Raw genomic sequence first — 20022 nt, 5'->3', positions numbered from 1 at the left:
TGAGATATTCTTTAGTATGTGGATCATTATCTTTTGCAATAACAATAATAGAGCATAAAATGATACTAACTTAGGCACCACTAGTCTCGTAATTTTAAGCGCAACAATGTTTGGCATTGTATTATCACCACTTGGAATTCCCCCAGCCATTGGAATATTTTTATTGCTCAGCATTGAGCCACTTGTTGATCCTGTAACAACAATGCTGAACATTCAAAGCAACTGCGCCATAACTTTTATGGTGGCAAAGAAAGATTAGTCTAAAGCAATATCATAAGCAAATGTATAAAATGGCCGAATGTCACTTCTAAGAATAGAAGGAATATAATCAGTAGATATATTCTCTGTAATTGTCTCCAAACTAGTTGCTTTAGAAACAGAACTAAAATTCTTTGTAAAACTCATCGCTCGTCTACTCAAGCACCACCAATCATACACTTCATCTGCAATATTAGAGATGTGTTTTGGCAGTATACCTGGGTTTTTAACAAAATACGGATTTAGGTTTTGTTTCACCATAATATCACTAGCAACTTCTCCAATATCTTGAGTTATTGGAATATTTGTTGGAATTTTGGCAGCTCCACCAACTACATTAGCTCCCATACCACTTACAGCAGAAGCAATTCCTAACCCCAAAGAAGCCCAGCCTAAATTTTGAGCTGTTTGACTATAATAATTTGCCTCATTTTTATTACCAGCCTCTTGTGCCGCTGTGGCTTTGTAGCTGTATGCACTCGATGCAATCCCTGTTGCTCCCGATGCAATACCCGTAACAAGTCCTGTGGTTGCTAATGCAAATTGCGTGGTGGCTTGTGAGGCCATTGCAGTGAGTCCAGCAACGCTCCATCCTAACGAAGCTCCAAAAGTAAAAAAAGACAAAGCAATTCCCACAATCGAAGCTGTTACTCCTACTCCTAACAGAGCCGCAGATGTTGCGCTTTCGCCCGTAGGGTCTTGAAACATGACTGGATTATTATTTGCATAAATATAGCCATTAATTCCACCTTTGCCAAATGGAGAATGCACATCATACTGAATAAAACGGCGTAATTTAGGATTGTAAGCGCGGTACCCATTGCCTAAAATTTGTAATCCCGATGAACTATCAGTAAGCTCTCCATTAAACCCATAAGATAATTTGTTATTATAATTTTCATGCTTGGATATTAAATTTGTTACCTCACCATACGAAGAATAAGCAACATTGTGAATATTTTCATTTTTACTATCTACAGTTTTAATCACACTATTTGCTTGATCTGTTAAATAAAATAAAGGCTTTAAATCTGTATTATAAATTTGACCAATTATATTATTATTACCCAAAAAATAGCTCGTTACTTTTTCATTATCTGTTTGGTTAATAACTTTATTACCATGGTAATAAATATAAGAAGAATTACCGTTACTCTCCGTATTTACATATAATGATCCGTTAGCAAGATAGAAGTAAAAATTTTCATTACCATGAGAAAATTTGATTTTTTCAATTTTTTGCGAAGAATTGTAAAAAAATTGATTTCCTTGATCATCTTTTATCATTTGCCCGTCATCATTATATTTAAAATTTCTCTCATTATTATTTTGCATAATAGAAACAAGTTGCACTGGATTTATTTCCGAATAATTATATTTAATTAAATCAGAACCACCATCTAAATATGTTGTTTTTATTTCTTTAATGTTATTTAAATCATCAAATTCAAAATTTTCTGCAACAATGGATGTTCCATTATAGCTTTTAGGACAATAATTACCAGCACAACTATAATGAGATAAATTATTAATCTCATTATATTTATAGATTTCAGAAGAAACTTGTAGAATATTATTATCAAATCTCTCCTTAGATAAAAGATTGCCGTTATCATAGTATTTAAAAGAATATCCTAAAACAAAAGCATTATCATTTAACAAATAACTCATATTTGATAATTTACCATTATCATTGTATTCGTAATTTACTGCAATTTTATTGGGCATTATTTTTGAAGATAATCTTCCAAAACTATCGTAAAAGTAACGTTCATATAGCTCTTCTTGCCCTGGAATCATAACTTGCGTGCTTTCTAGCAATCCTGTTTTAGAACTATAATGATACGTGGTTTTTAAGCCCTTAATATCTGTTAAAGAAATAATTTTTCCATAAAAATCATGCAAATATAAAATACTTTGCTCATTGGGATAAGTCACTGATAACAAGTTTCCATTTTTATCATAAGTATATTTTAATTTTCCAGAAGAATTGCTTTCAGACTGTAAAAGTAATGTTTCAGGATCATACTTATAATAAAAAGTATCTAATTTATTTCCATTCACAGATACAGATTCTTCTTTATCTAATAGGTTTAAATTATTATAATAATAATTTGTTTTAATACCTGACTTAAAAACCTTTGTGACAAGACTCCCGTTACTATCATAAATGTATCTCGTTTCTTTACCAAAAGAGTCCCCATCAACTATTTTTCGCCCCAACTCGTTATATTTTTGATATGCCAATAATTTTTCTTGCTTGCCATTTTGCATTACATAAATAGCAACAGGCTGTTCAATATATAACGGATCGTAAGAATAAATAAAAGAAACTATTCTTGCATTACTAATTTTAACAAGTTGTAACAAATTATTGTATTCATAAAATGTAGAACTACCATTAGCATCTACAAATTTAATTTTATTGCCAAAACTATCATAACTCCAATTTTTTTGCTGCACTAAACTACCTATTGCATTATATTGATCTTCTCGAACTGGTAATTTAAATTTGTTATTATAGGTTACCGTTTTAAAATTTATTTGTTTATCGGGTGACTGAACAATATTTGTAACTATTTGCTGAATATCATCGTAGAACGATAAGCTTTGCACACCACTAGGCTGAATTTCTAAAATTTTACGACCCATATAATCATATTGATAATTATGAACCAAAAAATATAAATTATTTTCAGCATCTATATTATAAGTTTTTTCTTCAACTTTTTGCCCAGTTACTCCATATAAATAAGATTTTAAAGGATAAAATTTATTTTCTTTATGATTTTTTTGATAAATATTAATAACCCTACCTAAAGAATCATAAACAGTAAACTCAATTTTTCCATCTAAATTTTGCACAAGCTTAGAGCTTGTTCCATAGCCTTCAAAATCGCTTTTATTATTTACATTATAAAAATAATTCTTAGATAAATACTTTTTTCCATCTTCATTGGTTAAATAAATGTTTTTTACCCTACCAAATAAATCATATTCAAATTCATTTAATATACCGTTTTTTGTTTTTTGTTTAACTAAGCTTCCAGTAAAAGAGTTATACAACTTAAACTCAGTTTCCAATAAAACATCACCAGCCGAATAATAACTATTTTGTATTTTGTAAAAATTATCGTTACTTTCGTATTTAATTACATTTTGGTAAGATTTATTATATCCATTTAAAGAATAGCCAGTTACAATAACTTTATTTGGCAAAGAAAAAAAAGATTTTTTATTAAAATCAAAATCATAAATTAATTGTTCTTTTTTATAAATAAATTCGCAGAAACTATTATTATTTATACAATTTTCTCTAGAAACTTTATGTAATTTTTCTTCTAAAAACTGAACATCATTCCCAATATAATTTTTTAATTTTTTATATTTATTTTCAACTATTTTAACTCTATCATCATAAATAGAATATTGTTTTTCTTGTTTTAACAAATGTGTTAATTTATTAAATGTTTCATCTTGAGAAAGATAAGTATATTCATTTACCATTCCGTTAGGAAGTTCTTGTCTAACAAGATTACCAAATTTATCATAAGAAAACTTACTCAATTCAATTCTAAATTTATTATTATTAAAATATGTTTCTTTAACTTGAATTGGTAAATTATAGCTTTCAGAAAGATCTTCAAATTTTTTACTCTTCCATTCTGGGTATTCATATTCTTTCAAAAAAACAAGACTTCCATTTAATTTTGTTTTTTCTGATAGCAATAAATGAAAATGATTATAATTTCTCTCAGTTTCTAATATTTTTTGATCAGGAGCAAGTTTCTTTTCTATGCTAGAATAAACGTAGTTATTAGGAGTATAAAATAGTTTGTCTTCATTTTTTTCTATAGAAGCGACAAAACCCTTACCTAAATAATTATTTTTTTCATTATAATAGTAGTGAATAACCTCACTGCTATATTTATTTTTTGGCAGAGAAGCCGTTACAACTTTAGAAACTGCTGGAAAAAACCGACCATTCTCAGATCCTAATCCTTCTTTTAAATAATTAACTTTAATTTCTGTTCCTGTAATGCTTTTAATACTACTAATTAGAAATTTAGAGTCATAATTTTTATTTATTGGAACCTTATATTCAAAGTTAGTACTTTGATTTTGTGGATTTGTAATAGAATCCAGATAATTTCCATTGAATGACTTTTTAATAACATTGCTAATATATTTATTTTTATCAATAAATTTTTTAACCGTAATAAATTTATCTGAATTGTATTGAATTTCAATAACTTTTTTCTTTTGATTAGTTTGACTATCTTTATAGTAAATTAAATTTAATCTATCTTTTTGATTATAATCAAAATATATTGCCTTTCCTGTTAAGTTTTCAATCTTAAATAAATTGCCATTTTCTTTATAAATAAATTCTTTATTGCCATTTTTGTAATTTATTATTATAAAATTGTTATTAAATTCTAGAAAAATATCTTTTAGCAAATAATTTTTCATTAAATTTTTTTTAGAAAAATCAACTTTATATGCACCACCATTACTCAAATAAATCATATTTGACTTAGAATCATAATGTGACATATTCCAACTCCAGCCTTTTCCTACATCAAAATATTTATGCCCTGTAAAAAGGCTGTTATACTTTAATAATAGTTGAAAACTTGGAGATTCAAAATCACTACTTTTAATATCAAATATTGGATAATTTATCGAAAAAGTACCTGTTCTTGGATCTACACTCTGTTTAAAACTAGAAAAATTTATTGCATCACTAGGTGGCAATGAACTGTCGCTCTTATCCATTTCAATTGTTTCATTAAAAGTGGATGTTGCAGAAAACTGCATACCTTTTGCAAAAGCAAGTGGTTGTATAAATCCAGATATTATTGCAAAAGGCAATATTGACGCCATAATTTTTCTTAAAAGTTCATTTTTATGCATAAAATTTACCTAAACTTAAAAAAAATTGATATAAATTAAAAATTTTCATGTAAGTGACTTGAAAAATAATTTCCATAGGAATCAAAACCCGCAAGTTCTAGCAAGAAAGGCACATCCCATTGATATTCCCAAATATGCAAAGGCGTTCCCGAATTACTGACTGTCACAAACCCAAAATCTTGGTAAGAAATGTCATTCAATGAAAATATCTTCTCACTGTTAGGAGCAAAAGAAATTTTATCAACTTTTGAATTTGCTTTTTTCAGACCAGAAATCAAATAACCATTTATAAAACTTCTCTTAGATTGCCCATAATCTCCTTTACTTTGAGAAAATTGTTCAATTGGCATTATGTAGTTATGATTATCGTCAGTAAGATTTTGACTCTTATTAAAATCAACAACGACAAAACCAGAACTTTCACCTGTATCTTTATTTGTGATTCTTATTGTTGATAAATTAACTTTTGTTAATGTAGGAAATTTATCCACCAAAGGAAAAATTTTAAATAACCGATAATTATTCCGTTTTACGAAAATTGAATCATAATAATCACTGGTTAATTTGATTCCAAATAGGGCTTCACTCGAAACTGTGCTTAGAGGATTTTGTAATACATTTATTTTTAGTCTTTCACTATCCAAAGTAGAAACAACATGCTTGCCATTTTTGTCTTGATAGTAAAACTTTGCCCCTAAATCAATAGTTTTACCTACAGCTTTTGATTTAAAATAAAAGCCATCTTCGCTTTCACTAAAATAAGTATTATTTTCTCCAATACATTTTGTATATTTGTTACTCAATGTAATAATAGAATTTTTGTTGTTTTCGTTTATTTCATCGCTCAGCGAAACATCTTCTCCCCAGCTCATAGCTTGAATTTTTGTAAATCTTAATATATCCTTTTTTTCTATGGAGATTTTTTCTCCATCATTGCTCAATGCAACAGCCTTAATCTCTAAGGGTATATTGTGATTTCCATTTCCATATATTTCATTTAATAAATTTTTTGGTGTGCAATAAGTATTTAGTTCAATACTTATATTACTAATTTCTTTTTCAGATAAATCTAAATAAGCATTGCTCTCATTTTCAGAAAACGCAAATTGCGAGAAAGCAACTATGTTTAATACTAATAAAATCGATGGATTAAAAAATTTTTTTTGATTTATTAAAATTTTCATATTTTTTTCCTTTCTAATATGCACCAATTAACAAATACCAATTGTAATTTTATAAAAATTTTAATTACAAATTTATGAATATTATATTAAATTTTATTAGAATAATATTAATCACATAATCATTTGAAAACATTAATTTTTGGAGAAAAAATGGGTAAATATAATCTTATTGATAATAATTTTTTAACCACAAGAAATACTCTATTTTCTTGGCTCACAACTCTTGATCACAAAAGAATTGCAATATTATATTTTATTTCAATTTCATTTTACTTTTTAGTTGGAGGACTTTTTGCGATACTTTTAAGGTTAGAATTATTTCAAAATCGCATTCACCAAGCTACTGAAACTTCTTATATGATAACCGCCAATCAATATAATGAAATGTTTACTTTTCATGGTTCTATCATGGTTTTTGTAGTGATAATCCCATTAATTCCTTCGACTTTAGGAAATTTTTTACTTCCTCTAATGATTGGTGCAAAAGATATGGCATTTCCAAAGCTAAATCTTACAAGTTTTTATCTTTATTTTATTGGCTCACTTTTTTTTATTGCGATTCTTGCCTTTGGAGGATTAGACACGGGCTGGACGTTTTACACACCATATAGCACTCAAACAAACACTGCAGTCACAATGGCTGTGGTTGGAGCTTTTGTATTAGGATTTTCAAGTGTACTAAATGGAATAAATTTTATTGTTACGGTGCATAAAATGCGAGCACCCGGTATGACATGGTTTCGACTGCCGTTATTTGTATGGGCTGTGTATTCTACAGCAATTATTCAAGTTTTAGCGACCCCAATCTTAGCAGTCACGTTATTTTTATTAGCGATAGAACGTTTACTCGGAGTGGGAATTTTTGACCCCTCACTTGGAGGAGATCCTATTTTATTTCAAAATTTTTTCTGGTTTTACTCTCACCCTGCTGTGTACATTATGATCCTTCCTGCGTTTGGTATAATTAGTGAACTCACAACCACACACAGTCAAAAAAATATTTTTGGTTACAAAGCCGTTGCTATTTCAAGTATTGTAATTGCTCTGTTTAGTTTTTTTGTTTGGGGACATCATATGTTTACAAGTGGTCAATCAGCCATTGCATCTGTAACGTTTTCGTTTTTAACATATACTGTCGCAGTGCCCACTGCGATAAAGGTATTTAGTTGGGTTGCAACACTATATAAAGGATCCATTCGCTTTTGCACGCCAATGTTTTATGTCTTTTCATTTTTAATTTTATTTGTCATTGGAGGAGTCACGGGAGTTTTTTTAGGAGCTCTTGCTGTAGACGTTCATCTTCATAATACCTATTTTCTTGTTGCACATTTTCATTATGTGATGATGGGAGGAGCTTTGATTGCATGGCTTGGAGGAGTGTATCACTGGTGGCCTAAAATAACCGGAAAAAAATATAACGATAAAATTGGAATTTTAGCTTGTATTTTAATTTTTATTGGGTTTAATTTAACATTTTTTCCGCAATTTATTATGGGATCACGAGGAATGCCAAGGCGATCTTACGACTACCTACCAGAATATCAAATTTTTCATGATTTATCGACAATAGGTTCAATAATTTTGAGTATCGCACTTATACTTGCATTTATTAATTTAATGTCTTCCTTGCTTAAAGGAAAAAATGAAACCAAACCCAATCCATGGAATTCAAAAACACTTGAATGGCAGCATAATACTGTAATTCCACCAACTGAAAACTTTACCACACAGCCTGTTGTAATTTCAAACCCCTACGAATTTAATAAATAGTTTAAATTTAAAAAGATAACAATTTATAGTAATACTATAAATTGTTATCTTTTTATTCGTGAAATAATTATTTTATAACAAACCAAGTCTGAAATTATTTATTTTATTTAAAAAATAACACAATTTAATTGCACTTTTATATTTGTTTTTAAATATTTTTTGAATAATTAAAATCACAATTAAAACAAAAAAATATTTAAAAATTTTATTTAACATTTCTTTAATCCTGTATTTTAATGAGTTTAATAGGGAACAACATTTAGTCTGATCCTTTTTGCGCATTTGATTGAGTTTTACTTTTATCACTTTTATCATTTAAACTAACTTTGCTTTCTAAAAATTTACTCAACATCAAGCTAATGCTTTCTGCGCAACTGCATACAGATTTATATATCAGTGAATCTTTATTTTTCATTGCTCTAACAATAATTAAGTAAGAAACAAATAACACAACAAAACCAAAAAATTTATTTTTCATAATTGTATCTCCTGTAAAAATTTAAAGAAACTTATCTAATATAGTTTCCAAACCAATTTTATGCTTTTTTTCATCATCATAAGCCTTATTCAAAAAAGTAACAATTTCAGGCCACTTATCAGTACGCTGGGTTACATTTTCATAGGCCATAATCACATCACGCTCATTGCTCAACATTGCTTCAATTACTTTACGATCTCCAATTAAATTACCAAGATAAACTTTTCCTTTGGTTAGCCATTGCTTTGAACTTGGACCTGAAGGAATTTCGATTGCATGTTTTTTTAAATATTCTTTTAATTTATTAATGTGATTTTCATGATCTTTTAAAAATTCCTGCAGTTTTTTTTTACATTCTTCTTTGCCAATTTTACTCACTGCTACATTATAAGCCTCTAGGGCATCATATTCTAGTTCCAAAAGTTCTTTCATGGCATCAATAAATAGTTTTTGTGTACCAACCTGAGTCATCATTAATTTAACTCCTTTTATTTTAATTGATTGAATTCATATTTTTATCTATAATTTTAGGAACTTCATTTTCATTTGGAAATTCAATTTCGGGTATATTTTTTGGATCAATTTCTTTATTTTTATCAATTTTATCTGGAATTTCTTCTTCGGGATTGATTTCTTTTTCTGGTATATCTGGTATAATTGAAGGAATCTCTGGAGATTCTGTGGTATTATTATCTTTTTTCTTTGAATTATTAGAATCATCATTGAGAAATAAATTTTTATCTGTTAAAAACTTCGAGATGTAAAATGTTGAATACAGCATTTTTTTTCCTTTAAATTAAATATAGATTTTGTTAAATTTAAATAATTAAAAAAAGTACTAAATCTAAAAATTTGCCCCAAGCTCAATGCCCATCATTTGTATATGTTCAGTTAGTGCATAACTTCCAAAAACAGAAAGTTTATTATCAAACAAATAACCGACTCTTAATTCGCCACCAGTAGAAAAATAATCCGCTTTAGGATTATTTTCAGAAAACACAAGCCATTCTTTACCAAGCAAAACTCTTCCACCAGCAATTAATCCCTTAATTTTAGTGTTAACTCCAAAAAATCCATAAGCATTTGTCACATCTTTTAAATTTGTATCAAATAAATTTTCTTGCGAAATTGATGTTGAAAACTTTGCACCAAACTCTGGATTTATAAATGAAAAAATTGGCGTCCATGATAACTCAGAACCAACTGATAGATAATTTGACGTAACTGTAGAGTTATATACCCTATCAAATCCCATTCTTACTGCAGCATGCAAATTGAGATCTCTTTCATTATGACGAGTTTTATTATAAACTTGCTGATTTCGTTCTTGTAATAAATTACTATTTGCAGTTTGCAGCTCTATCGCCTGAATTTCGCTTGCAGCTAAAAGCGCATCTTTATTTTGTACTTCAACTTCCAATTCACTTATTTTATTTTTAAAATAACCTGTGCTTTCACTATTTTTTTCGTCATTCATAATAAATGATAAATAAACTTTTTTTCCGATAGTATCATTAACGCCAACATTATACGTTTTAATTCTTACATTTTGAAAATTATTGCTAATATAATTTATTGTTGTTTTTAACCTCTCATCAGCAAGTTGCTTGTTGCGTTTTAATGAGCCAGAAGGAGTTGCACCACCAATTGCAACAACAGCCTCAATGTTTTTTCCTTTTAAAGATTTTAGGCAGTTATCAAATTCCTCTTTATTTTTAATTTTAACAGAGGAGTTTATCGAATATTCTATTATACACTCAGAATAGTCACTCGCATATACTGTAGACTGATTGAATAACATTATTATTGTTGCCACAGATGTTTTTTGTATAATTTTTACTTTATTCATATTACTTCCTCTGTTTAAATTTAAAAAAATATCTTAGAGATATCTATCTATTCTTTATTATCATTTTCATTTTCACTGTTTTTTGCCTGTTTATTACTTTGTGCAGAGCCTTTTTCTTCTTCGGCTTTCCTCATTTGTTCTGCTCTCTTTTCTCCTCCTTTATGCCCTATCTCTCTATAAAATTCTTTTCCATGTGTTGCCGCAGTGGCTTCTCCTCCTTTTCTTCCCATTTCTTCAGCAGTCATTTTTGATCCTGAATTTGATGAATTACTATTATTTTTATTATTTGTATTCATAGCAATTTCCTTTCAAAAAAAAATTATTTTAAGTTGTAGAAAATAAATTTAAAAAATACTTTCTACATTTTTTTGGTAACAAACCAATTTTTCATTGTAAAGAAATATATTGGATTAGCATTTGTAAAAATAAAAAATTCATTAATTAACACATTAAAAATTATACAAAAAATTATATTTAAATTTTACTACAGAAACTTAAATATATTTTATATTAAAAAAATAATCTATTTTTTATGATAAATAAAATGTATTTTATCATTAATTTAATTTAAAAATCTCATTATAATTTAATCACCTTTGAATAAATTGCCAAATTACACTTTAATATTAAACATTTATTAAAAAACATGCGATTTGATATTTAAAATACTATGAAATTACTATTGATATTTTTTCTAATTTAAAGTTACACTTTAATTGGATTCAGATTCTTGTATCCATTGCCCGCTTTTTTTGATGTTCGCATTTATTATCTTTCAAAATTTAATATTAAGGATATTATTCATGAAAAATATAAATATTTTTATGAGCTACTCTGCTATTGCTAGTCTTGTACCTTTTTACTCTTTTGCTTGTGAACCAGGCACTGCTCACAATAACACTGCTGAAATTGATGTGAGCACAGGTTTTTTTAACAAAAAAAAATTAGATATTCAGCTTAGAATTCCTACTAAAGAAGCCTATGGTTTTGAAGGAAAAATCACTAATAAGGAACAAGAAGAAAAGGTAAATGAGGTAACAAATCATATTATAGTGAACCTCTCTGAAATAATTCAGTTACCAAAGGAATTAAATTGCAAATTAACTGTTAATAACATTAGCAAATTTGATAATAACTCTGAAACCTATGAAGTTCATAAAAAAGGAGAACACAAAAGTGTTAAAACTGACTTTCCAATTTTAAAAGTAGATGCCACTGCTTATTGTGACAAAGACACAAGAAAACAATTATTTATTATTGACTTATCAAGTAGTTTTAAAACTATTAATAAAATTTCTGTATCTATTGATGGATTGAATCAAAGAAAATTTACCATAAATAATTCAAACGGAAATTTTAAAATATAACATTTTAATAAATATGGAGTAATTTATGAATTTTAGAATATTATCTCTTTTAATATGCCAGTTTTTCTTAATTTTTTTTAATAATTCGATATTCGCTAAATCAAACGATAATTATTATAAATCCGAACATTTAAAAACAAGCTCAGGAACAAATCACTCTTTTCTTATTTCCCCAAGAATTGGTCTTGACGCCATTACTGGCAGCGGAGGAGGTTATTTTTTATCGGCTGGCGGCGACTTTATTTGGAAGCCAACTGTAATTAATGGCAATATTGACTTACTTCCAGAACTTGGTGTCAAATTTCTTACCTCAATTCATAATATGTCTAATAAAAATATTAACAGAATAATAAATACTTATGCTTTTATTGGACTACAAACACCTAAAAATAAAAATATTTTTACGTCTATTCGCTTTCTAACTGGCAATGAAATGATTGAGCTATTTAATCCCGACCGCAAAACTAATCAATTAACTTTTGGAGGAGAACTACTTGTAGGTTATCAATTGATAAGTGGTTACGAATTATATGGAACCTTTGGAGTTACTCAAAATACGCAATTAATGGCTATAAATTTAGCTATTAATATATAATTTTAATTTATATGAAATAATTATATTAAAATGTTTAATTGCATAAAACAAAATACTGAACTATGATTAAAAAATTATTACATAATAAGCAAATTAAAGCCCTAAAGAAACTCTAATAAATAATAAAAAGAAATTATTTAATATATTATCAAATATCATTATTGATCTTTTAATTTAAAATAGCTAGTTTATTTATTGTTTTCATTAACTCAATAAAAAATGAATATTGATAACAAAGAACAATAAGTAAATTAAAAGTTAAGGAATTAACAAATGAAAGTCTTGATAATTGAGGAATCTATAAAATCGGGCTTATTTTTAAAAAAAGGTTTAACGGAAAGGGGTTATGTAGTTGATACTGAAGCTTTAATCCAGGAAGGTTTGCTTAAGCCACAAAACTCTATCTATGATTTTATAATATTAGAAATACCTGCAAATGAAAATAATCACTGGAAATATTTAAAACAATTTAGAGATATTAACACTCACTCTTTTCTTATAATTATTTCCGCTTGTCATTGTGTTGAAGATAAAATTTTAAGTTTAAACCTTGGAGCTGATGATTACTTAACTAAACCGTTTTCTTTTTTAGAACTTATTGCAAGACTGAATACCATTTCCCGGAGAAATAAATGCATTCAAAAAAAGTATATAAAAATAAAAGATCTAGAAATTGATTTGAATCAACATAAATTAATTCGTAACGGAAACACGATTCACCTTACCCCCAAAGAATTTAGTTTACTTTCTTTGCTTATTCAAAATCGTGGATTTGTATTATCAAGGTGTGAAATTTTAGAAAAACTTTGGAACGTTAGCTATGATACTGACTCCAATATTATTGATGTTCATATCAAAAGATTGCGCTCTAAAATTGAAGATGGACTTTCCAGCAAATTTATTAAAACTGTTCGTGGAGCGGGCTACATGTTTGAAACCGAAAAGTCATGAAATACATTAATTTTTTTAATTTAAATAAATTTGAAGTTAAATAAGATGGGAAATTTGGCTGGGGCACTAGGATTCGAACCTAGGAGTGACGGTATCAAAAACCGTTGACTTACCACTTGTCGATGCCCCAACTCGGTAGTGAGACTTGTATGCCAACCTTCAAAGTTATTGTCAAGCAAATCGTCTTAAAAATTTTTCTCTCACTGCTATAAATAGAGAAATTATTGTGAAAACTATTACTTAAAAAGAAAAACATGATAAGCAGCTTATTGGGTTTAGACGCCCTGTTTTCTTTTTATGTAAAAATTTTATGCAATATTCTTCATGAAGGAATAAAAATGAGTTCAGTTGTTAAATCAAGTCTTGAAAACCCTAACTATAAAATTTTAAAAAATTTATTACCAAAAAACGAACAAAAAACTCCTCCCAAACCAAACGATAACATTCCATTTGGCTCAATCGCTACAAACCATATGCTAATTTGTGATTATGATCCACAGAAAAATGGTTGGCAAGTGCCCGAAATTACAAAATTTAAATCTTTTTCTGTGTGCCCAAGCGCGGTTGTCTTTCATTACGGTCAAACAATTTTTGAAGGTCTTAAAGCCTATCAGTCTCTTAGCAACCAAAATGAAGTTTTTTTATTTCGCCCAGACCAAAACGCAAAACGCATGACGCGCTCTGCAACGCGACTCAGTATGATTCCTTTTCCAGAAGATCTATTTGTCAATTGTATTAAAGAGCTTGTCAAAGCCGAGAAAGATTGGATCCTTCCGCCTCCTGGTGCGTTATACATTCGTCCATCACTTATCTCTTTAGACAAAGGCATCTCTTACCGCGCCTCAGAAACATATCGTTTTTTTATTATCGCAAGCCCTGCAAAAAGCTATTTTACCAATGAAACAGGGGTTTCTGTTTATATTGAAAGAAACTTTTCGCGTGCCGCATTGGGTGGTGCGGGAGAAGCAAAGTGTGGTGGAAATTATGCTGCCGCATTGCCGTCTTTAAATGACGCAAAAGAAAAAGGCGCCGAACAGGTTTTATGGCTGGATGCTTTTGAACATCGTTACGTTGAAGAAGCCGGAGCAATGAATGTCATGTTTGTTTACAATCAAAAAATAATCACACCAATGTTAACTGGCAGTATCTTACATGGTGTAACCCGAGCTTCTGTTATTGAATTGGCTAAATATCTTGGTTACGAAGTAGAAGAAAAAAGAATTGAAATTAACCAAATTATTGAAGATGCCAAAAACGGCAAACTAACCGAAATGTTTGCGTGTGGCACAGCTGTTGTCATATCACCAGTTCATACCATGCTCGATGGCGAACAAAAAATATCAATCAATAATTGCCAAACCGGCTCTGTCACAATGCATCTAAAAAATGAACTCATCGGTATTCAAACAGGAACAAAACCAGATCCCTTTGGTTGGAGGTGCCCAATTTTTTAGCTATTACTTGTTAAAAAAGCACTCAAAATGTTTTTTTAAACTGTCCAAATTTTTACCAGTCAAAATTTTAACACAAATTTACATTAATAATAAGTTATGCACGGTTATATGAAGAACTGTTTTTATAAATGTTTTGTTCCGTTTTTTATTCCAAGAAGAATTTTAGTTTAAGCACTTTGTCTTTAGAATAAGGAAACAATGCAATGAAACCATCTCTACTTAATAATAAAAGTCCGTCCGAAATTGCAACAGAGATTTTTCAAGGCACAAAAGTTGAATCAGCCTTTGATCATAAAGGAAAGTTTAAATTTTTAATCGCTAAACTTCCAAAAAATGATTTTAATAAAATATATTCTTCTAACACAACAGTGACTGTTTTTATTCAAGGATACTGGCTGCAATTAAGTTTACATAGTAATCAAAAAACTATATTAAACAGAGAGAATAATTCTCTATTAAATACAAAAATATATCAAAACGAATTTAATATCACAATATTAGAATTATATTATTTTGGAAAAAAAGTGGTTCACTATAAATTTAAAGAACTCTCTCCAGAAGATTTACTCAAAACCACCAAAGGTTATTATATTTTAGCCAAAGCAGCTGTTAAAGCTTTCACTCGCCTGCCAAGTGGATCAGCTATAAAAAAGGCTCTTAATTATTTTTATCCAATAGTTCAGATTTTGCCTAAAGAAACTAACAAGGAGTTTTTTGATCCAAGCAAAGTCAATATTCAGTAATTAGCTATTATTTTTTGTACAATTGTCTATTAATGTCAATACTGTTTGCTTTGTTAAATCATGACGCTGCACAATTAAACTATTTTTTGCGAGAACCAATATTTTTGCCTTCGCTAAATTTGTTAACTCAGCTGCATAATCCAGATCTACAATTGTAGAATGCGCTGCAATTGCATTATCATAAGCAACCTGGATTGCTTGATTAGCAAGATTAAAACGGGTATTTAGCTCTTCAAAATTTATACGATATTCCAACAAGTGCATGCAAGCGATATCAAAAACAGTACTCAACTCATTAGTTTTATTGACATCAAAATACTCAAGCACATCTTCAATCGCAACTCCACTTACAGAAGAAATCAGATCTTTTACAGAAGGAATACCTAAATCCTGAGGAAATGTTTTAATTTTATTTAATTTTTCTATTACAATGATATGCGCAGCAGAACCGTTATTGTTTAAATTATTCCCAATTTCAAACTGAATTTGCAGATTTTCTTCATTTGGAACATTAAAAATTTGCTGTTGCATAAAATAAGAATTTTGTGACACATTAACGATATCGTCATAATTGGCTTGATATTCAACAAACAAATAACTTCGTTCTTTATCAGAAAGAGCAGGATTCAACGATTGGGCAACAACTTCTTTTAATCTTTTGATACTATTTGATAAAATATTTAATTGCGAGACTGCAAATTGCGTTAATAGCGTTCCATGCTTTGCATTTTGTTTATATTGGTTGAGTTCACGAGCTTTTGCTAAAAATTGTTCAGAAACCGTCGGTTCTACAGTAGCTACCCCTTTTTCAAAAATTTGAATGCTTATAGAAAGTTTTTCTAAACCATAGCTACTGTTACTTTGTGTTTGAGATAAATCTTTGTCAACAGGTCCTGAACCACTTATTATTCTTAAACCCATTAATTAACATCCTTAGATTCTTTGTCTCCATCACCTTCTTCTGAATTATTTGTTGGCATAGAACTATCTGTGACAGAAAATTTTCCATCTTCTTTCAGCACAAGAACCTGCCCAGGAGTTCCAATTTGCAGCATAACACCGCCAGCAAGCAAATTCTTTAAATACTCACTCGCTAAAACAACTTTATCAACGTTACTCGAAATATCTTTGCCAACTTGCTGCAAAGACTCCAAAGCGGATCGATCTGTATCCAAATGTTTGAACGATAACTCAACTTGATGCAAACCACTTGAACATTGACTCGATGCCACCTCAGAATCCGATTTCGCCTCTCCAAGAGTGACAGAAACATGGTGAACCCAATCATGAACTTGTCGCATCACACTTTGTGCCTGTTCTAAACTATTCACAATTTCTAGCAATTTTTTCATCTCCAGCTGAATTGCCGCCAAACTACTTGTTCCTGCAGCAACAATCCCCGTTAAACTTGTTTCAACTTGATTGACCAAATCTCGAGCAAATGTCCCTGTCTCTGTAATTTTTCTAATTGTTCTAAACATTTCACGAGAGCGTGATTTGTTGCCTTCGCATAAATTTTTAGCTGTCCCTAGCTGATCGTCCAAACCTATTGCTTGTCTTGATAATTGCCCAATTTTTTCGCGTAGCTCTTTTAGCAATGAATCCGCGGTATTTGCTTTTTTTACCCCGGCTTCTATCACATCATGCCCCTCACGAATTGCTCCCATTGCCCCCGAAGTCTCTTCTTGAATAGCTTCAATACGATCATAAATATCTCGTGTAGCAGTACTCGACCTTTCGGCAAGCTTACGAATATCATCTGCAACCACAGCAAACCCTTTTCCTTGATCTCCTGCTCTTGCTGCTTCGATACTTGCATTCAGGGCGAGTAAATTTGTTTGTTCTGAAATGTCATCAATCACTTCAATAATACTTCCAATATCTGAAACGCGATTTGCCAATATTGATATTTTTTCTTGCACCGCATTCATCCGATCACGCCCTCCAATCATGGCAGAGGTGACACCCTGAATCGCTTCTCGGGTATTTTGCGAATGCTGAAATACCTCGTTTTGCAATACTTGGGTTTTACTCATCAATTCATCCCAACTTTTAACCACTTCTGTTAATTGCTCTGTTTGATCTTGAAATGTATTAAAATCATGCAATAGGTCTGATCCAAGACGTCCCCATGCGCGACTTCTATCTGCCGTTTTTCTTGTTTCTGCTAATGAATGACGGCTCATCACAATACTTTCTCTAATGTAATCAGAAGTGACATTAAGAGTGATGATGCTTTCACCAATTGCTTGTCGTGTATTGTCTAAATTAAAAGATGCTCTTTGTATTTCTCGATCTTTGGTTTTTCTAAATTCTAGTAGATTTCCTAAATTATCAGTTACACTTGAAACATTATCGCTAATTTTTCGAAATTGCCCTTGTAATGCAAGTAAAAACTGCCTATCTGCCTCGATGTCTGTGCTCTGAGAAAACGCAACAAGTTCATTCAACCTTCTAATTGAGATCATCAATTGTCGCTGCGCGCTTAACATAGACGCCATGCAGTCTGATGCTGATAATGATGTGTTATCATTATTTAAATCATTTTCCACAAATCACCTCGACAAATAAAAAGCAAGATTTACTAATAAAATTTATGAAGACTCTTTCATTTTTAAAACTAATTTTAAAATTGGATCAATGGCATACGCAATTGGGTTTTGATTATTGCTAACACGTGACGTTAAATTTCCCTGTACAGAAAAATCTTGGCCAACAATCTGATAATTTGCTTCATCAAGAAGCGACACAGAAAGTTGATACGGACCGAGCAAGTTATTGATAAGTTCAATTGCTTGACTTTTATCGGACATCATTGAAACTTTGACAAGTGCAGAACTAGCAAGCGCCGAAATCTGAGAGATGTAAGTTTCATCAAAATCCTGAGGTTTGCTTTCAAAAATGTCGTCTTGTGACATGTTATCAGGTGGTATATCATCCGCTAATAAGCCTGTTGATGAATCAACTTCACTGCTACTTGAATCTTCTAACGGTTCAACAGATGGTGTATTAAATAAATCAGGAGTATTTAAATCTGGGGCAGAAATTTCTGCAGAGGGTTCTTCATTTGAATTATTGCGTGGTTTTTGCAATTTTTTAGTTGGTATCGGCATACTTGACTCTGCAAAATCTTCAACTTCTGCAGTCATATCAGGAGATAAATTATTTCCTGCAACATTGTTATTGACGCTAAAAGATTGGCTTTCTATTGGGATCTCATAGCGCAATCCACCAATAACTCCCCGAGAACGCTCAATGACTGTTGTCAATTTTAAATTTGGGATACTGACTCTGTAAATTCTAGAAAGACCTTCTGCAAGCTGATATACAGTTGCCGCAATCGCAATGATTCTTTTATTTAAAAAAAATCGCAATTGTTGAATTGCCCCCCTATCGGAAGGGTCTTCCATCGCAATATATATTGCAGAATTTTCTTCTCCTAATCCAAAGCAACTGTAATGGATTGCAAGATCTATAGGAACATAGGCTTGATAACTTTCATCAAGTTTTGAAATTGCTTGATTGCCCAATGCGTTGACTCGAAAATACCTTTGTAGATATTCTTGAATTTGTTCTGGCGAAGCGATATTTAATGAACGCAAAATACGAACAGGATTTTCGCCAAGTTCTTTGCAAGTTTTTCTTAAGGCAATAAGTTCTCCTGAAGACAGGTACCCATCTTGCTGCATGACTTGAAGCAAATCGTACATATGTCTTTCCTTAAACCTTAAGTTCCTTTAAATGTTATTGACTTACTTGACTCACGATACTTTCATCTTAAGCTATTTCGGTTCTTGGAAGACGCACAGTTCTTCCCAGATATGAATTTGACGATAAATACAGGAATTAAAATTATGAGCCGCTCCGACCTCGCATCAGAAAGAAAAATTCAAATCATTAATGCAACTATAGAATGTATCACTCGTTACGGATATAGCAATTTTTCAATGCAAGATGTTGCTAAAGTTGCCGATGTATCAAAAGGAATTATTCATTACTATTTTTTAAATAAAGAAGATTTAATGATGACTGTCTTAGATCATGTTAGTAGTGATATTGAAAAACTGCTGCAATCAACAGAAATCAACTCAGATCCCGTAACTCGTCTTTCTAATGCAGTATGGATGTGCGCAAGTGTTGTGCAAAATAAACGAGAATATTATAGAATAAACATGGATTTTTGGACATTAATCGATCAAAAAGAAAAAGTGCGTCAAGAAGTTGCTAGCCATTATGCAAAATTTAGAAATTCAATTGCTATGATAATTCAACATGGCATAAATCTTGGCGTATTTCGTAATGGTGATGCAAATCAATATGCAAGTATGATTATTGCAATGATCGATGGAATAGCCTTACAATGGTTATTTGATGAAAGCGTTTTTCAAAATTACGATGATATCATAAAATTTAGTGAAGAGGCTATGCTTAATTTTTTAGTAGTAAAAACTTAAGG

18 protein-coding genes and 1 tRNA gene are annotated in these 20022 nt (G+C 30.2%); 8 read left to right on the top strand and 11 right to left on the bottom strand.

All coding sequences use genetic code 11. From position 1 onward, the window contains the following. The first annotated feature begins 163 nt into the window (after positions 1-163). Positions 164-259, top strand: a complete 96-nt coding sequence (locus Spiro2_RS12735; protein ID WP_422398028.1) for a hypothetical protein — start codon at positions 164-166, stop codon at positions 257-259. Here the strand turns inward: Spiro2_RS12735 and Spiro2_RS04830 are convergent. Continuing rightward, on the bottom strand, positions 256-5175 hold the full coding sequence (locus Spiro2_RS04830) for an RHS repeat-associated core domain-containing protein (RefSeq protein WP_338637424.1): 4920 nt from the start codon (positions 5173-5175) through the stop codon (positions 256-258). The genes Spiro2_RS12735 and Spiro2_RS04830 overlap by 4 nt on opposite strands. Positions 5176-5210: 35 nt before the next feature. Next, on the bottom strand, positions 5211-6359 hold the full coding sequence (locus Spiro2_RS04825) for a hypothetical protein (protein ID WP_338637423.1): 1149 nt from the start codon (positions 6357-6359) through the stop codon (positions 5211-5213). Positions 6360-6509: 150 nt separating this feature from the next. Here Spiro2_RS04825 and Spiro2_RS04820 point away from each other — a divergent pair, with 150 nt between their 5' ends. Next, a complete protein-coding gene (locus Spiro2_RS04820) occupies positions 6510-8129 on the top strand; it encodes a cytochrome c oxidase subunit I (protein ID WP_338637422.1) in 1620 nt (539 codons plus the stop codon). Positions 8130-8388: 259 nt separating this feature from the next. Here Spiro2_RS04820 and Spiro2_RS04815 read toward each other — a convergent pair whose 3' ends face one another. The 5 genes from Spiro2_RS04815 to Spiro2_RS04795 all read right to left on the bottom strand — a co-directional run bounded on the left by Spiro2_RS04815 (position 8389) and on the right by Spiro2_RS04795 (position 10752). Continuing rightward, on the bottom strand, positions 8389-8607 hold the full coding sequence (locus Spiro2_RS04815; RefSeq protein ID WP_338637421.1) for a hypothetical protein: 219 nt from the start codon (positions 8605-8607) through the stop codon (positions 8389-8391). Between the two features lie 21 nt (positions 8608-8628). Continuing rightward, entirely contained in the window at positions 8629-9081 is a 453-nt protein-coding gene (locus Spiro2_RS04810; protein WP_338637420.1) for a DUF892 family protein, read from the bottom strand. A gap of 19 nt (positions 9082-9100) precedes the next feature. Next, on the bottom strand, positions 9101-9388 hold the full coding sequence (locus Spiro2_RS04805) for a hypothetical protein (RefSeq protein ID WP_338637418.1): 288 nt from the start codon (positions 9386-9388) through the stop codon (positions 9101-9103). A 63-nt stretch (positions 9389-9451) separates the two neighbouring features. Continuing rightward, entirely contained in the window at positions 9452-10456 is a 1005-nt protein-coding gene (locus tag Spiro2_RS04800) for a hypothetical protein (protein ID WP_338637416.1), read from the bottom strand. Positions 10457-10503: 47 nt separating this feature from the next. Beyond that, on the bottom strand, positions 10504-10752 hold the full coding sequence (locus Spiro2_RS04795) for a KGG domain-containing protein (RefSeq protein ID WP_338637415.1): 249 nt from the start codon (positions 10750-10752) through the stop codon (positions 10504-10506). 507 nt (positions 10753-11259) lie between these two features. On the opposite strand from Spiro2_RS04795, the gene Spiro2_RS04790 reads away from it, so the two are divergent. From Spiro2_RS04790 to Spiro2_RS04780, 3 genes are all read left to right on the top strand, one after another. Then, positions 11260-11823 carry a ZrgA family zinc uptake protein gene (locus Spiro2_RS04790; RefSeq protein WP_338637414.1) on the top strand — a complete coding sequence of 188 codons (564 nt, stop codon included), beginning with the start codon at positions 11260-11262 and terminating at the stop codon, positions 11821-11823. A gap of 25 nt (positions 11824-11848) precedes the next feature. Further along, on the top strand, positions 11849-12418 hold the full coding sequence (locus Spiro2_RS04785) for a hypothetical protein (RefSeq protein ID WP_338637413.1): 570 nt from the start codon (positions 11849-11851) through the stop codon (positions 12416-12418). A gap of 273 nt (positions 12419-12691) precedes the next feature. Continuing rightward, on the top strand, positions 12692-13369 hold the full coding sequence (locus Spiro2_RS04780) for a winged helix-turn-helix domain-containing protein (protein WP_338637412.1): 678 nt from the start codon (positions 12692-12694) through the stop codon (positions 13367-13369). Between the two features lie 55 nt (positions 13370-13424). On the opposite strand, the gene Spiro2_RS04775 is transcribed toward Spiro2_RS04780, so the two are convergent. Continuing rightward, positions 13425-13499 (bottom strand) — tRNA-Gln (locus Spiro2_RS04775). Positions 13500-13707: 208 nt separating this feature from the next. Here Spiro2_RS04775 and Spiro2_RS04770 point away from each other — a divergent pair. Both Spiro2_RS04770 and Spiro2_RS04765 read left to right on the top strand, forming a co-directional pair. Then, entirely contained in the window at positions 13708-14823 is a 1116-nt protein-coding gene (locus Spiro2_RS04770) for a branched-chain amino acid aminotransferase (RefSeq protein ID WP_338637411.1), read from the top strand. Positions 14824-15026: 203 nt separating this feature from the next. Continuing rightward, complete coding sequence (locus Spiro2_RS04765; RefSeq protein WP_338637410.1) at positions 15027-15566, top strand: hypothetical protein; 540 nt, start codon at positions 15027-15029, stop codon at positions 15564-15566. Here the strand turns inward: Spiro2_RS04765 and Spiro2_RS04760 are convergent, their stop codons facing one another. Genes Spiro2_RS04760 through Spiro2_RS04750 form a run of 3 tightly spaced genes read right to left on the bottom strand, consistent with a single transcriptional unit; the run spans position 15567 to position 19276 of the window. Next, on the bottom strand, positions 15567-16487 hold the full coding sequence (locus tag Spiro2_RS04760) for a flagellin (RefSeq protein WP_338637409.1): 921 nt from the start codon (positions 16485-16487) through the stop codon (positions 15567-15569). Next, on the bottom strand, positions 16487-18118 hold the full coding sequence (locus tag Spiro2_RS04755) for a methyl-accepting chemotaxis protein (protein WP_338637407.1): 1632 nt from the start codon (positions 18116-18118) through the stop codon (positions 16487-16489). The genes Spiro2_RS04760 and Spiro2_RS04755 overlap by 1 nt, the downstream gene beginning before the upstream one ends. Before the next feature lie 42 nt (positions 18119-18160). Then, on the bottom strand, positions 18161-19276 hold the full coding sequence (locus Spiro2_RS04750; protein WP_338637406.1) for a hypothetical protein: 1116 nt from the start codon (positions 19274-19276) through the stop codon (positions 18161-18163). Positions 19277-19420: 144 nt separating this feature from the next. Here Spiro2_RS04750 and Spiro2_RS04745 point away from each other — a divergent pair, with 144 nt between their 5' ends. Beyond that, entirely contained in the window at positions 19421-20020 is a 600-nt protein-coding gene (locus Spiro2_RS04745; RefSeq protein WP_338637405.1) for a TetR/AcrR family transcriptional regulator, read from the top strand. The last annotated feature ends 2 nt before the right edge of the window (positions 20021-20022 follow it).

It is taken from the genome of Spirobacillus cienkowskii, from assembly GCF_037081835.1.
Classification (GTDB): Bacteria; Bdellovibrionota_B; Oligoflexia; order Silvanigrellales; family Silvanigrellaceae; genus Silvanigrella; species Silvanigrella cienkowskii.
This window is presented reverse-complemented; position numbering and strand designations above follow the sequence as displayed.

Coding starts and splice junctions, on each gene's coding strand:
- Spiro2_RS04765 (WP_338637410.1), top strand. CDS start 15,027: ATGAAACCATCTCTACTTAATAATAAAAGTCCGTCCGAAATTGCAACA.
- Spiro2_RS04805 (WP_338637418.1), bottom strand. CDS start 9,388: ATGCTGTATTCAACATTTTACATCTCGAAGTTTTTAACAGATAAAAAT.
- Spiro2_RS04785 (WP_338637413.1), top strand. CDS start 11,849: ATGAATTTTAGAATATTATCTCTTTTAATATGCCAGTTTTTCTTAATT.
- Spiro2_RS04790 (WP_338637414.1), top strand. CDS start 11,260: ATGAAAAATATAAATATTTTTATGAGCTACTCTGCTATTGCTAGTCTT.
- Spiro2_RS04745 (WP_338637405.1), top strand. CDS start 19,421: ATGAGCCGCTCCGACCTCGCATCAGAAAGAAAAATTCAAATCATTAAT.
- Spiro2_RS04795 (WP_338637415.1), bottom strand. CDS start 10,752: ATGAATACAAATAATAAAAATAATAGTAATTCATCAAATTCAGGATCA.
- Spiro2_RS04815 (WP_338637421.1), bottom strand. CDS start 8,607: ATGAAAAATAAATTTTTTGGTTTTGTTGTGTTATTTGTTTCTTACTTA.
- Spiro2_RS04800 (WP_338637416.1), bottom strand. CDS start 10,456: ATGAATAAAGTAAAAATTATACAAAAAACATCTGTGGCAACAATAATA.
- Spiro2_RS04780 (WP_338637412.1), top strand. CDS start 12,692: ATGAAAGTCTTGATAATTGAGGAATCTATAAAATCGGGCTTATTTTTA.
- Spiro2_RS04810 (WP_338637420.1), bottom strand. CDS start 9,081: ATGATGACTCAGGTTGGTACACAAAAACTATTTATTGATGCCATGAAA.
- Spiro2_RS04760 (WP_338637409.1), bottom strand. CDS start 16,487: ATGGGTTTAAGAATAATAAGTGGTTCAGGACCTGTTGACAAAGATTTA.
- Spiro2_RS04820 (WP_338637422.1), top strand. CDS start 6,510: ATGGGTAAATATAATCTTATTGATAATAATTTTTTAACCACAAGAAAT.
- Spiro2_RS04830 (WP_338637424.1), bottom strand. CDS start 5,175: ATGCATAAAAATGAACTTTTAAGAAAAATTATGGCGTCAATATTGCCT.
- Spiro2_RS04750 (WP_338637406.1), bottom strand. CDS start 19,276: ATGTACGATTTGCTTCAAGTCATGCAGCAAGATGGGTACCTGTCTTCA.
- Spiro2_RS04770 (WP_338637411.1), top strand. CDS start 13,708: ATGAGTTCAGTTGTTAAATCAAGTCTTGAAAACCCTAACTATAAAATT.
- Spiro2_RS04825 (WP_338637423.1), bottom strand. CDS start 6,359: ATGAAAATTTTAATAAATCAAAAAAAATTTTTTAATCCATCGATTTTA.